The organism is Gelidibacter sp. F63206 (assembly GCF_023015735.1).
Genome location: NZ_JALKAU010000063.1, coordinates 1 through 14234 on the forward strand (window position 1 = coordinate 1; position 14234 = coordinate 14234).

Annotated in this window: 12 protein-coding genes; all 12 read right to left on the minus strand. The window is 29.7% G+C overall.

All coding sequences use genetic code 11. The annotated features are described in order from the left end of the window. Nucleotides 1-847: 847 nt before the first annotated feature. A complete protein-coding gene (locus tag MWU32_RS02885; RefSeq protein ID WP_246937603.1) occupies nt 848-1174 on the minus strand; it encodes a TIGR02391 family protein in 327 nt (108 codons plus the stop codon). Then, nucleotides 1155-1499, minus strand: coding sequence for a hypothetical protein (locus tag MWU32_RS02890; RefSeq protein WP_246937605.1), 345 nt, complete (start codon nt 1497-1499; stop codon nt 1155-1157). The genes MWU32_RS02885 and MWU32_RS02890 overlap by 20 nt, the downstream gene beginning before the upstream one ends. A 272-nt stretch (nt 1500-1771) precedes the next feature. Then, a complete protein-coding gene (locus MWU32_RS02895; RefSeq protein WP_246937607.1) occupies nt 1772-2707 on the minus strand; it encodes a BsuBI/PstI family type II restriction endonuclease in 936 nt (311 codons plus the stop codon). Then, a complete protein-coding gene (locus MWU32_RS02900; protein ID WP_246937609.1) occupies nt 2700-4256 on the minus strand; it encodes an Eco57I restriction-modification methylase domain-containing protein in 1557 nt (518 codons plus the stop codon). Before MWU32_RS02900 ends, MWU32_RS02895 begins: the two co-directional genes overlap by 8 nt. A 72-nt stretch (nt 4257-4328) precedes the next feature. Then, nucleotides 4329-5105, minus strand: coding sequence for a hypothetical protein (locus tag MWU32_RS02905; protein ID WP_246937611.1), 777 nt, complete (start codon nt 5103-5105; stop codon nt 4329-4331). A gap of 126 nt (nt 5106-5231) precedes the next feature. Then, nucleotides 5232-6083, minus strand: coding sequence for a hypothetical protein (locus MWU32_RS02910; protein WP_246937613.1), 852 nt, complete (start codon nt 6081-6083; stop codon nt 5232-5234). Between the two features lie 45 nt (nt 6084-6128). Beyond that, the gene (locus MWU32_RS02915; RefSeq protein WP_246937615.1) at nt 6129-6647 is read right to left on the minus strand and encodes a hypothetical protein; all 519 of its coding nucleotides are present in this window, start codon (nt 6645-6647) and stop codon (nt 6129-6131) included. Between the two features lie 295 nt (nt 6648-6942). Next, nucleotides 6943-7950 (minus strand): helix-turn-helix domain-containing protein, encoded by a 1008-nt coding sequence (locus MWU32_RS02920; protein ID WP_246937616.1) that lies wholly within the window; start codon nt 7948-7950, stop codon nt 6943-6945. Nucleotides 7951-8274: 324 nt separating this feature from the next. Next, nucleotides 8275-9735 carry a DNA polymerase gene (locus tag MWU32_RS02925; protein ID WP_246937618.1) on the minus strand — a complete coding sequence of 487 codons (1461 nt, stop codon included), beginning with the start codon at nt 9733-9735 and terminating at the stop codon, nt 8275-8277. Then, on the minus strand, nt 9732-12125 hold the full coding sequence (locus MWU32_RS02930; protein ID WP_246937620.1) for an RNA-directed DNA polymerase: 2394 nt from the start codon (nt 12123-12125) through the stop codon (nt 9732-9734). The genes MWU32_RS02925 and MWU32_RS02930 overlap by 4 nt, the downstream gene beginning before the upstream one ends. Beyond that, nucleotides 12109-13122, minus strand: a complete 1014-nt coding sequence (locus MWU32_RS02935; RefSeq protein ID WP_246937622.1) for a ComEC/Rec2 family competence protein — start codon at nt 13120-13122, stop codon at nt 12109-12111. Before MWU32_RS02935 ends, MWU32_RS02930 begins: the two co-directional genes overlap by 17 nt. Before the next feature lie 798 nt (nt 13123-13920). After that, nucleotides 13921-14208, minus strand: a complete 288-nt coding sequence (locus tag MWU32_RS02940) for a helix-turn-helix domain-containing protein (protein WP_246937624.1) — start codon at nt 14206-14208, stop codon at nt 13921-13923. Nucleotides 14209-14234 lie beyond the last annotated feature (26 nt).

Genomic DNA, 14234 nt, shown 5'->3' on the forward strand with positions numbered 1-14234 from the left:
CCTATAAGCAGATTCTGGTGGGTCGGATCCACCATCTTATAAATAGTTACGTGAAGCTTATGCTTCACTCACAGCACACGTCGAGTAGACCAGGGGAGTTTCACCCCAAGCCTCTCACACCCGCCTGCCGGACGGGCAGGGAACCGTACGTGATAGTCTCCCATCATACGGCTCTTCTAAAGTGGTATACAAAAATAGCTCATCCTTTTTCAAGTTGGCAGGCTGTATATCAAATTAGCTCATCCCTTTGCTCCATTTCCATTACAGAAACTTCATCACTACTACGGATGAGTCCGCCCCTGTTCCAAACATCGCTATTCTGCCTCTAGTTTGCGCTATTGTACATTTCACTTTGCATTTTGGCTCAGGTTCCCGAGTTCCGTAAATAAGCCCAAATAATGGTCATGCCTCCTAAATGACGCCTGCCGCCCAGCCAATAAACAGGTGACCGCTGGACTTATAATGTTTGTCATACTTCAAACACTTTTGACAGAGGGTTGCACTTTCTCGACACTTCATCAGAGGTTCATTTGCATTCATCTCCATTATTCATACCTGACCAGCTCTTGGCGTAGCCTTTTCCATAACGCTCAATACCTTGGCTCTTTACCAAAGCACCTTATGGTGGTTTGATGCTCTCCCCTGTAGGACAACACCGGTGGGTCGGTTCCACCATCTTATAAACAGTTACGTAACGACTTTCAGCTGGTCGTTACTCTCGGCACACATATGAGCTGTGGCGTGGTTCGTCACGGACAATTGCAAACAGGTACTTGCCAGAGGAAAATCCGCAGGATTTTCAAAGTAGGCGTGGAAAAGCCATTGCTTATACACACCCAGTTTTTTTTCAGAATGGACATTCAGGTTCGACTTTTTTCAATAAATCGCTTGCAACTACAATTCGCTCAAACGCTTCAACAAAATCTAATTCAACATCTCGGTGTGAACAAGGATTTTTATAATATCCAAACGCACCTGCAATATAATGAGCAAATGCTTCTCGTTCCGATTTTGGTAAATCAAAGTCAGTTAAAGGTCCATTATCAGGATGAAAAGCTTTTCGAATAAGCCGCACTCCAACTTCGTCAGGTTCTGCATTAATTTTATCACGAATACTTATTTCGATTGTTTTAAAAGCCATTAGTACGGCGCTCTCATATTCTTGTTTTTCCAATTCTATTATAAAAACCTCCTGAAACCGTATGATTTTCATCAATATTTCGATTACTAATAAAGCAATCAGCAATTACCTTATCATCTATTAAAAGCTCTAATTTTTCTTCATGGGAAAAAGACTTTAATTGATTTCCATTTAGAATTTCTCCATTAAATATTGGGCCAATATGAGGAAACCACTTAAAGTAGATCTGACCATTAATAGTTTCTATTTCAGAATTAGAGTTTTTTAAGACGAATTCACCTTTATAGATGATGAATTTCTCATTCGGTTTCTTAATAGTGATTAAAGAAGATACTGCAATGTTTTTATCTTGGTTCAAAATTATGTAAACTTTTTAGTAGCTTGATCGATAACTCGTACATATGTGAAACTAACTTAGTTTAGCTCCAGTCTATAAATCTACAAAAACTTGAAAGGAATTCACGATAGACTTCAAAATAGCAATTAACTCAGGTTAAACAGAACACCTCCACTCCAATACATCAAAACGTAACATTTCTCGTCAGCTTGGAAAACAACCTCCTTTAAATCACTTTAAAAGAGGTATTATTTTAAAACTTGCCTTTGGCAAATTTGAATCTATATATTTACTTATCGTGGCCCCATAAATCGGTCACCATTAAAATGTATCATATGGCTTGGCATTTCACAAATCCATATTTCAGTTTCCCAAGCAATTTTATTAGACCATTTTTTAAATTCCGAAAAGTCAGGAAATGCGGTCACATATATTTTTCCCGCGTCACATTTATCAAGCATCTCTTCTAATTCGTGCATGCGTTTTGGCGAAACAGGCCCGTGAGATGTAACCGCTTCTATTAAATAAAGCCAATTCTTCTCACGATGATATAAAACAACATCCGGAAGCTTGCTGTGCTGATCTATTGGAATCCCAATTTCTGCCAACGTTTTCTTATCAGAATAAAGATCTTTTGTTTCCGTATCACCTAAATATAGGAGTTCACTGCCCGCTGCAAACTCAGGTAAAAATTGCTCAACTATAGCAGCTTGCACCTCGTTATGTTTGCCTGGCGAGAGCTTTAATGTTTTTCCATTTGGCAAAATTACAGGAACTCTATCTACCGCTTTTCTTTTAGCATATTTTTTTGATAAATCTCCAATTGATGCTCTGAATTCTTTTGAATTTGCTTTCCAATTTTTCGTCCCAAAAGTTTTGATTACTTCCAGAGCTTCTTTAGAAATTCCATAATGTGCCCTTGGACTATTTACCGGTAAATCGGGAATGTCGGGATTATAATCTGCAATTCTTGCTTGAACAAATTGATGAAGAACAAATCTTCTAAAGGTCTCTCTTGTATTTGGTGCATAATTTCTACCATAGTTATCAGCACTAAATTTCATTATGCCTTTGCTAACACCAAGACTTATTTTTTCAGCATTTTCCCATTTGACATCTTCCTTTATGTTGCAAAGAGCTAAAAGGGTTACAGCCGACATTTCATTTTGCTGTGACTTAGGCAATCCTAAATCTTTTAGGATAATTTGGGCTTCTTCAATTTTATTCATCAATTGCTAAAATATTTAGTTCCAACCACTGATCAACAATGGAATTGATTTTTTCTTCTGAAAAATCATTTTGTTCAAGCAGTTTTAACCCAACTTCTCTTATAACCTCAATAGTTGGAAATGGCATTAATCGTATTTCTGTTGCACTAACATTTACATTGCCGTTGAAAGTTCTAAAATAAGTATCAAATACTTTAGAGTTTAAAATTGCAGAAATGCCAACAGCTTCGTCTTCTTGAAGTTCTCCATCAAGTCGATATATATAATTAAGTTTGTTTTCTATTCCTATAAAATCATTATCATTAAATCTGGAAAAATAGGGTGAAGCAACCAATCTACTTTTATCATCTTTAGAGCTAAATCGTCGTAAAAGCACATAATTCTTATTCGCAACCAACATCTTTCTGGAAACCTCCGTTTTATTTATATATTGACTTTTATTAGGAGTAAAAATTGGCCATTCAACCTTCATTTTAGTAATATTATGAAGCCAATATAAAGGGGCTAAAAAAACGGTTGAGTTTTGATGACTTTCAAATAAGAATGCTCTTGAACGAAATGAAACAACCGGCCCAGTAGAAATTTGAATACCAAAATCAATCAGCTTGTTATTCCAAGATTTAAATAAATGGATAACATTTTCTTCGTATTCTGTTGTTGGCAGATGAAGTATTTTTGCTTTGGAATTTAAATCGATTAAGTCGTTAAGATCAAAAGTCTTTTGCAAAGATTGTTGAATGTCTTTAAGACCTTCTGAAGTAGAGACTATAACTTCTGTATTACTGTCTCTACTGCCTTTTAAAATTAATGTTTCTTGCAGAACACTATCTCTGTCAAATGTTTCACTACGAGATTTAAAAAGGTGAATAAAATTTAAATTTAGGTTGTTGAAAAAATAATCCCTAAATGAATTAAAGTATTGACCAGAAGCAAAACTTCTTGGTACGATATAAATCAATTCTCCTTCCTTTTTTAGAAGATTAACCGAAACTGCTAAGAAGAATGAATAAATATTAGGTTGCCCTTTTACCAAATGCTGTAAAAGTTTCACTCTTTTATCATCTTTAGCTAGTTTGAAATATGGTGGATTAGAAATTATATAATCAAAAGTCTCAATGTGATTTTCCATTGATTTAGCCATATCTTCAATGAAGTCACTTGTTAAAAGTGTATAACTAAAATTGACTCCCTTTTCTCTAATCCATTTTTTTAAGTGTTGCAAAGACTGTTCGGTATATGGAAATAAAGCAATATCTGTTTCGTAGGCAACTAATTGAATTGAGTTTAAATCAAATTCGATTAACTTTTCGATAAGTGAGCATGTCAAAATTGCTGTTCCGCAACCAGGATCCAATATTGAAATATCCTTTGAATTGGGCTCAGATGCAATATCTCCCATAAAATCGGAAATTACAGTGGGCGTAAAGAACTGCCCTTTTTCTTTTTTATGTTCTTTAGAAACAGTAGAAGAGTATTTAATACCAAGTATATCAGCAAATTTACTTGGTGATATGTCAATGTTTTTTTTAATATTTAATGTCGTAAGCATAACTTCAAAGTTACAAATTTTGTCATGAGCACTATTAAAATAGCAAACCTTTTAGTTATTGGCAACCGGCTCTTATTTGTTCAGAATTATTTCTATCGGTTCGTATCTATTTTCTGTTTCTTTCCAAGAATTAACTGATTTTAATATAACAATCGAACGTTTAATATTATACCAAATAAATTTTACGTGCTGTTCGTCAATAACCTGTTTAAACATTTCAATCGGTTTTTTGTAGGTTGACAATTCATACCATTTATCGTAAACTTTAATCACACACAAGGTTTTGTCATCGCTCAATAAAATCCCACTATCAATTTCCTTTAATTTTGATTTATCAATTTCTTTGGTATTTTCATTAATTAAATCAATCATTCTATCAGATTGAGTTAATTCCATAAGTTTATCAGTCCATCCTTCATTTACTTTAAGTCTTGTTTTTTGAGTTATTTTAGAAACTTCCTCAAATGATTTAAAAAACTCCTCGGAGTTTACTCCGAACGATTTATCTTTATTCAAGTCCTCAAAACTCAAGAAAGTAAATTCCGAATTTTCTTTAACGTTAATTTCATTTAGCATTCCAAAAAACATTTTTAAGAACAATGAATTCAAATCTGATGAAATAACTTCTTTATCAATTTCTAAAATTGGAATAAATGGTTTTTTGTTCGGATACTTTGGATCGTTTATGTTTTTTGTAATATGAAAATTAATTCCAGATTTATTGTTTTTCGCAAATGTAAAATGTAGCTGGCTTGGAATTCCTTTAAAACTAAAACTCCATAAGTGAGGCCTTATGTGAATCCAAAACAAATCATTAATTCCAATATGGTCAATTTTCTTTATGGTCATGATTTTTGTTCAGCTTGTTACCAACTATTTTATCAATTTATTTTTTATAAGAAGGTTTAGCAAAGACACGACACTTGCTCAGTCAACACTGCATTCATACTAGGCCGTATCCAACTACAGTTATTGTTATAAATTAAACTTATCATTATAAAGCGATTGCCCAGCATCGGAATTCCAAAATCCCTGAGGGTCTTTCATTATTTCCATTTCAATTTTATCTTGCTGTGCTTGATTTGGCAACGGGAGTTTTTCAATTTCTCTAATTCGATTACTCATAAACGAGGTAATTGGCTCGTAATCCAAACCTTGAGGAATTTCGAAAGTTCCTTTTCTTGGATGAATTTCTACATCATACAATTCATCCTTATAATCAGGACTTTTTATAACGCTCCAAAATACGAATCGGTTAAATTTTCCATACATAATAACAAAAGTATGATTCGGATTATCAACTATTGTTCCGTCTATTACTCTGGTAAAATAGAAATCTACACTTGTCAAATCAGTTGTGTGTGATATTATTCTATCCGTGAATAATAAATTTACGTTGTGATAAGTTTTAGGTGTTTTTCCATCCACTAAGAAATCTCTCCATTCGATTTCTACTTTTTTCAATTGCTCGAAATACCATTTATTTTTTAAATTATCATCAGTTCTAAACTCAGCAACTAATATTCGCCAAAGAAACGAAATAGCGAAATAATACAGATTTTTGTCGTATTCAAACGTGCGTTTACCACATAAATATGGTTCAAATATATTTTCCGCAAACCATTTCTCTCGAAGCGAAAATTCCTGTTCTGCTTCAAAACTTAAGAGATGAAGTTTAAGTCCGTCTTGTACTCTTTTATTTGGTTCTACGAATCTTCTTAAATATCTTGAACCAGTTTTTTTTGTGTGTTTTATAACGAATTTAGGAAAAATATGACTCTCCATTAACTCCGCTTCTTTATTATATAATGCACATATTCCTTTCACAATAAACTTTTACTGTTTTTTTAATTCTTCAATCCTTAATTAATACTATTTTTGATTTAAGTATTTGACAAGTTCGAAAACAGCTAAACTAATGGCTATGATTAGACTAATTCTTGCTGTCCATTTAGTTATTGGAAATTCTTTTAGCATTTTTTTTGCTAATTCTAAATCGACTTTAGCTTTTTCAAGTTCAAGTTTGTCTTTTTTTGCTTGCTTTTTTAATGACTTATTTTCGTCCTTTTCTACCTTAGTAAACCCTCCTTGTTGTAAGAAAATATCGGTAATTCCATTTGAGCTAATATATGATTCGTGACGACTAGTCCTAACATCAGCTACTTTGTCGTAAGTATTATCAATTTTATTTACTAAAAATTTTATTTCATCTAATGAAGCATTAGGAAACAATAGTTTTTTCAAGCTAATTGAACTTATTAAACTTCCTTTATGCTTAACACATAATTTTAGAATTATATCCTTTGATTCTCCTTCGGAAAGTTTTCTTAAATCTTCGTTTAAACTAACTTCGGAATTTAAAGAATTCCCACTTTCATTAATTATTGCCATGGCTTTTAGTTAAATGTTTACCAACTTATCTATTCCCCCAAGTTAATCAAATTTGTCAATCTTTATTATCTCACCAAACACCCAGATTAACAATTACCTACAAGTAAATTACACTGCATATTTTATATTACACAAACCTTACATGTACTATACTATAATCACCATCGCATGGATAACTATTTTTTTAAAGAATACCCCTTAAAATCACTTTAAAAGAGGTCTGTTTTTATGGCTTTACCAAACTATTTTTAAAAAATGGAAGTTATGCAACGGCTACCGATGTTACGTGATGTTTTTATGTTATAAATCTTATGTTTTTTTTCAATGCTCCATCCTTAAAATCATCACTTCTAATGATAACTTCCGCTTCTATAACATTTTCCGAGCTTTGCAATAGAATTACTGATTGTAAAAATACGTCTTCATAAATTGAGTTTTGAGGTATTGTTATTCCATATTTACTTTTTATTGGGTTTCTCTGAATTCCAAAAATCTCGTCAGTAACTTTGGTAGTAGTATGAATATTTAAAATTGGAGTACTAATTTGTGTAATACTTATTGAATAAGGTGAATTTGCTTTTCTTCTTTGATATTCTTTTTCTTGAATTTCTCTAATAAATTCAGATTCTGTTAAAAGTTCAAAATTATCTTTTTTGATGATATTCATTTCAATATCTAATTCGATGGATTTATTCGAAATATTTTCAATATTAATATCTAAATATTTTACATTCCATATTGAAACTTCATTGTTTTCTGATTTACCAATTATTGGGTGAATAATAATATCACTTTTTCTATTATTATATTTTTGTTTGCTTTTTAAAATATCATCAATTTCTTTTCTTCCTATTTTTTGAGTTGAAGTTCCAATTCTTATAAATCCATCACCATATTTAAAATCAGTCTTTCCGTCAATAGGATTTTTACATTCTTTTCTAATTAGGTAAGGTCTATCGACATTATTGAAAATTCTAAAGTAACAAATCGTTTTGTTGTTATATTTGAAGTTACCGTATTCGAAATTTATTTGAGGTTCAATATATTCATTGATGAATTGCCTATATTTAGCTTCATCTGTAGGAGATTCTATTTCGTTAATTTCTTTTGATTTGTCTTGAAGTTCCTTAACACCAATAATTATATATTTATCATCATCGGATATATGATTGACAAAACTTAAAAAGTCTTTTAAAATTTCATTTTTTTTCGGTTCTCGTCCTAATGAATATTCAACTTTTTTAAAGTCGACTTTGTGACTTTCATTTTCGTATTCAATAATTTCTATAATTTTTTGCACCATACTCTTAATAAAATATCACATAATCACAAATATCCAAAATCCAAACAGCCTATCCAAACCTATTATAGTGCTATTTATTAATAGTTTACAACTCTATATCTTTAAGGATATTTAAAACACAAAACCATAAGGGTATTCAGAAAACGAAGTCTAAATTTAACCGTTGTCCATTACATGATAAGTTTCGCCACAATATTCACACATTTTTTCGGATTCACAGATATCTAACATGTATTCCAAATTTTTTATTTTAATACTGGTTTTATGGTTTTACCAAACTATATTTAAAAAATGGAAGTTGTGCAACAACTACCAATGTTATCCCTAATTGCTGTAAAATTCCTGTTCTTTTGCTAGTGGATTGGTTAGTAAATTACATTCATTTTTAAACGTTTTGACGAAAACATTTATTATTTGAAGTTTAATTTTTTCAGAATCTTCAATGTTTATTTCATACAACGCTCCATCATGTAATGGTATTAATAACCTCGCTTTTTTAACATTTTGGTATGTTTCGATAATAGCTTTTTTAAAAATATAGGATGCTTTGGACTGTATAAAATGACTTAAAATCCATATGTTTTCATTATTAAAATCAAGTTTTCTAATGTTGCCATTTTGAGCACTAACATATCCATTTTCAATTGATTCATTCTTTAAATCTTCTTTAAATTTAACTAACTCTTTAAATCTGTTAAAATAATTCTCGACTTGCTTTTTAAATTTTAGATTATTTTCGAATGTATCTCCATACAAATAACGATAGAAAAGTATTTTAGCCTCTTTTCTACTATCCTCATTCACTTCTTTATTGTATATTTTGGCAACAATATCCGAATAGACATCATTCGTATTTATTAATTTTAAAAGTTCATTATCAGTTGAATAATGTGCTAAAATACTGGCTTCAAATTGACTATAATCAATGTAAAATAATTCTTTTCCATCATTTGGAACAATTATATTTCGATTTTCCTTTCTTAAGTTTTGAAGTGATGGTTCTTTTATAATGATTCTTGATGTTATTGATCCGAAGCCTACAAAATATGGATTAACAAAATCAATTCCGCCAAGCCTTGATTTTAGTAACATTAAAGTTTTCAAATCTTTAGTCAATCTATTTAATTTGTTAAATTTTTCACAGATGACATCGGATTTTCTAAGCAAACTTACTGTCTTCTCAATGGATACTAATATCTTATAACTATTTTTTTTCAAATAATGAGCTTGTGTCTCAAAATTTTCTGGCTGAAAAATGTTATGTGAAAATTGAAACTCATTTTTTATTTCATAAATAATTCTATGTAAGTCAATACATTTTTTGTCTAATATATCTCTGTCAATTTTTATTCCTTCAAATGATGTTTTATAAATAATTTCATTAATTTTAAGTTCGATTTCATTAAAACGTTTAAGTTCAACTTCTGAATCTTCTTTTAATTTAATTATAAATTCTTTGATTTTAAGTAAGAAATCTTTTAAATCAGTAACTCTATAATGTGAGTCAATTATTTCTTCCTTTCTTAAGATTTTTAATATATGCCATTTTTTAAAATCTAGAAGGTCTTTTCCTTTTTGAGAAAATTGTTTATCAAAAGATTCTATATTAATAATCTCAGGGATCGTTTTGAAGTTTTTAGATTTAATTTCTCTAATCAAGTCAGAAACTTGAAATGTATAATACCTATTTCTAATTGAGATATTATAATCTTCGATAAAATCATCATTAGATATATCTAATGAACACCATTTGTTTTCTGTAAAGCAGATAATAAATTCTTTCATATTGAGAATAGTTCTTCTATTAAATCTTGCTCTTCATTTATTAATTCAATATCACGATAGAAAACTAAGTCTTTATGTCCAAATTTTGATGTGAATGGAAATGAGTTTGATAAAGCAGGATGGATAGTTTCTTTTTTGGGTTCTAAAAGATTAAAAGACCTTAAAGCTATTAATGTGGCTCTGTTTTGGAAATACCCGGTAGTGAAATCTTCTTCTAATTTTCTTAAAAGAATTCTTTTGAAATTCTTATCTATGGTACTCAAATATAAAATCTGTGCAGAAATTGTAGCCTTTTGAGTAGAATCATTAATTTCTATTTGTTGACTTGAATACTTTATTAAGTCTTTGCTTTCAAATTTTTGCTTTGCAAATAATAACCAGATTTGAAACTGTTGATAAGGATATAGACTCAGATGTTCATTAAGAACTAGTTCTTTTAAGTCTAGTGCAAATAAGGTGGCGAATTGATCGGATTCTATTAATGATAGAATTTTACAAACTTGTGGAGTAATCCAAGGTTTATCTTTTAAAACTTTAACTGCTTTTGATAAAGATTCTAGCAATTCATTCTGATAAGATTGAAAATGGATTTTTGATTTCCCTAAGAATTCAATTATTCTTAGAGCAAAAACTAAGTTTCTTGATTGCTCATCGTTTTCATTACCATCAACATTAATATTTTCACCTAAAAGATTGATTGCTGAATGAAAAGCTTCATTTCTATACTGATAATTCGATGATTTTGATAATACTTTAATTAGCCCGATTTTAGGGTTGAAAATATTTGCGATTTCTGCTCTTGTTATTATCAGGTCACTTTTTTCTTTTCCTTTATATGCATCTATTATTTCAACGATTTTAGTCTTCTGTGAATTCACGGATAACTGACATCTTTTCAATTCCTTTTCTAGTAAAACTAAAAATTTACGAGCTTCATATTTATCTTTACATAGAATTTTAATATCATCGGCAAATCTAAAGTATGAATGTGTATGATTATTAATAAAGGCATCCACTTGATTCAAATAAAAAGTTGATAATAATGCTGAGGCATCATTATTCTGAGGTAGTCCAGTACTTTTTTCTGAATAGCTAGACAAGAATGTGTCAAGTAGTTTAATTGAATTTAAATGATTGTTATTTGTGGCAATTCTTTTTAATTTTTCAACAAGTAATTTTTTATCAATATTATCATAGTAATTTAAAATGTCAACATGGAGAATACAATTGAATTCAAAATGGTCTTTGTTTTTTTTATTTATTTCTTGCGAAATCTTATATTTCAATTTTAACCATTGCTCTACACCGTTAATAAGCAAACTATCCTGATTTATTCTATTATATCGGGATGCATAAACATTGGGAATTAAAGAATCATCAATTAGCTCCCCTAATTCTCCCACAATGGACATATAGATAATTCTATCAATCAATGGTAAAATATAGGCTTCTCTTAATGTAAAATTATCTTTTGGGATATAAAATTTTTCAGCTTTAGAGGCTTTGTAAGAATTTTGATAAAAATATTCTTTTAGTTGTGCATATAAGTAATCTGAATTTAAAAGATCTATATATTGTAACGAATCATAATACCAATCATCGTTCATATCGGTCCTTGTTCTTTCAATTGCAATATTTAGATCCAAATACGAATTATTGATTTGAGCCTGATACAGCTCAACTATTTTTCCTTCAATCTCACGTTTTAAATAACTTGCTTTTGTATCTAATTGAATGAAACCTAAAGCTTGTAATTTCGCATTTATACTAGCGAAAGATATTCTAGAACATTCTATTGTTGAATTTTCAAAATTCTCGTTTGGATATTTGGATATTACCCCTAAAAGTGTGTTTTTATTATGTATAAAAACACCACTTCCTGACAAACCGTTGAGATATTCTTTCGTAACATTACTTTCGAGATTAATTTTTTTCTCTGAAGGATCATTTCGAATAAACTTAAAAAGGCTTAATGCATCTTCATTGGCCTTAAAAACAGACCAACAAGAAAATATAAGTTCATCATTTTCTAACTCGTCAGAAACTAAAATAGAAGGGAAACTAATTCCTTCTGTTTTTTGAATTTTCAAAATTGCTAAATCTTCTTTTTCGAAAATTATTATATCACTTTCATTTAAGCTTTTGCCCTTTAAAAAATTCAATCTTTCAAATTCACCTGTATAGTGTTTAATTTCAACGCTTTGAAGCTTATTAAATTCAAACTCTGTATATGAGTCTTCAGATAATAGATGTTTTGCTGTTAGAATATAATTGTAATGACATTTATTAGGTGTCTGATATATTATTCCAGATCCAATAGACGGAACCCCTGCAACGATAGATTCTATTTTAACAGAACAGGATTTTAATGTTTCAGATATCAAAGACATAACCATCATCTTTATTATTAGAAATTAAATTGAATTTGTACTTTTCCTCATCTATTTTTGATATTTTTAAATTACTAATAACCTCACCATAATTGAAGAAAAAATTGATAATCTCATTTGATTTTCTGCTATTAACTATTTTAAGAAATGTTTTCTTGTTAGGTAAATAATGTTTTTTACTATTTGTAGATACTACAAAATTCTTACAGTTTAACTTTTGTAAAATTTCTGAATTAAGGCTTTTATAGCTTGCATGATGTGGTAGTTTTATCAACTTAAAATTAACACTTTCATTTTGGAGTCTTATTTCATCAATAATTTCACTTAAACGAATCGGTGTAACATCTCCAGTAAAAAGATAATTATTGTCTTTGTACATAAGTAATAAAACAATACTTGTCATATTACTTGATGAAGTATCTTGACTTTTGTCATCAATGGATTTGATTAAAGTAGATAATGAAGAATTCCAATCACATCTATAATCGCTGGTTAAATAGGCACCTTTGTTTGATGCATACTTTTCCAATATATCTTTACTGGGTGAAAATATTTTAAATGATAAATTCTGGTCATGAAATACTAAATTTATTTTAGCTTCTAATTCTTTAATTAATGAAGTTTCCCAATTTATATTAGGATGATTTATCAAATATTTTTCAAGTTCATGAGCCTGTTTGTATGAAAGTAAGTTCGACTCCTTTATTTTTTCAATTTTATTTAATATTTTTCTAGGAGAATTAAAAATAACATTGTCAATTAATGGCTCCTCATTTCTAATTTCTATTTCCTTAAATAAATCTAAAATTCCTTTAATGTGATCATCATCATGATGGGTAATAATAAGGAAATCAATTCTCTCATTCCTTGATTTTATTTCGTAATATTCAGAGATTAGATAGGTGCTTTCATTACCTCCGTCGATAATAATATTTTTAAAGTTATGATTGATAATTGTACAATCTCCTGTTCCTGCTTTTAGGAATTTTATTTTCATACGTATGTTTTTACACAATTAAAGAACTCATCTATACCAGCCACAAAACAACTACAATCAATCATAATTGAGTTGATTTTCTGACATATAACATTTAGCTAATATATCACTCTTTTGTTACAAATCCTCAAAGAGACTTTCTATCTGTTATACTTTTAGTGCTTTCGTGGATATACAATCTACCATATGAGCATAGCATCTAAACCCAAATATAACCGATACCAAAACCACATCAATGCGGGAAACCGCACAAGCCGTTTTTTATGTGTAAAACACGAAAACAATAGAGTAAAAATCAAAACCGGAAAGAAATAAGTTATAAAACACTCACTCTTGAAAATGATGTTTTTTAGAGAATTTAATTCAGTAATTGTATTTTTACTAGAATCAAATAAACAATAAAATAACTTAAATTGATTAAAATAGCTGAGCAATCAAATAGATGATAAATATTATTATAGCAAAAAAAGCACCACCCAACAAACTACCCAAAAGTTTATTGGAGTAATTATCAAAATAGTTATTATAGCGTCTATCCTTCTTCTTCCAGAACATTATTGTAAGCTTTTTAAATAACCACAAATAAAATAATCAATCGAAAAGACAAATTTTTCTTTCCACATCTCGGATGTAGTTATCAAGCTAACAATAAATTTCTCATAACACCAAAATTCTCTTTTGTAAATATTGTTTATCATTGTCTCTGTAGACAGTGAAATTATTGGTCCGACAAGCTATTAAGTTCTCAATAACATTGCTAATTCAGCTTTAATAATAAAACCTAAACTTTCTTCAGTATTATTTTTTCTTTTTCTTCACAACTTTAAGTATGTTATTTTCCTTCATATAAGCTTCAAAATCAAATTTTAAAGCGAAAAGTTGCTGTGGCTCAATTCCCGCAGCCAGTGATATACGAACCAAAGTTGATAATTTTGGAACATTCTCTTTATTTAACAACCTATAAACTTGTCTCCTATCGATATCCGCTGCCGCTGCTAAATCAGCCACATCAATTTCTTTAGAGTCAAGTATTGCTTTAATGTGGTCACTCAATGCAATAAAATATTTATCTTCAGTTTGTTTCATTAAATAAAAGTGACATGTTTGTCAAA

Coding starts and splice junctions, on each gene's coding strand:
- MWU32_RS02895 (WP_246937607.1), bottom strand. CDS start 2,707: ATGAATAAAATTGAAGAAGCCCAAATTATCCTAAAAGATTTAGGATTG.
- MWU32_RS02900 (WP_246937609.1), bottom strand. CDS start 4,256: ATGCTTACGACATTAAATATTAAAAAAAACATTGACATATCACCAAGT.
- MWU32_RS02905 (WP_246937611.1), bottom strand. CDS start 5,105: ATGACCATAAAGAAAATTGACCATATTGGAATTAATGATTTGTTTTGG.
- MWU32_RS02915 (WP_246937615.1), bottom strand. CDS start 6,647: ATGGCAATAATTAATGAAAGTGGGAATTCTTTAAATTCCGAAGTTAGT.
- MWU32_RS02920 (WP_246937616.1), bottom strand. CDS start 7,950: ATGGTGCAAAAAATTATAGAAATTATTGAATACGAAAATGAAAGTCAC.
- MWU32_RS02925 (WP_246937618.1), bottom strand. CDS start 9,735: ATGAAAGAATTTATTATCTGCTTTACAGAAAACAAATGGTGTTCATTA.
- MWU32_RS02930 (WP_246937620.1), bottom strand. CDS start 12,125: ATGTCTTTGATATCTGAAACATTAAAATCCTGTTCTGTTAAAATAGAA.
- MWU32_RS02935 (WP_246937622.1), bottom strand. CDS start 13,122: ATGAAAATAAAATTCCTAAAAGCAGGAACAGGAGATTGTACAATTATC.
- MWU32_RS02940 (WP_246937624.1), bottom strand. CDS start 14,208: ATGAAACAAACTGAAGATAAATATTTTATTGCATTGAGTGACCACATT.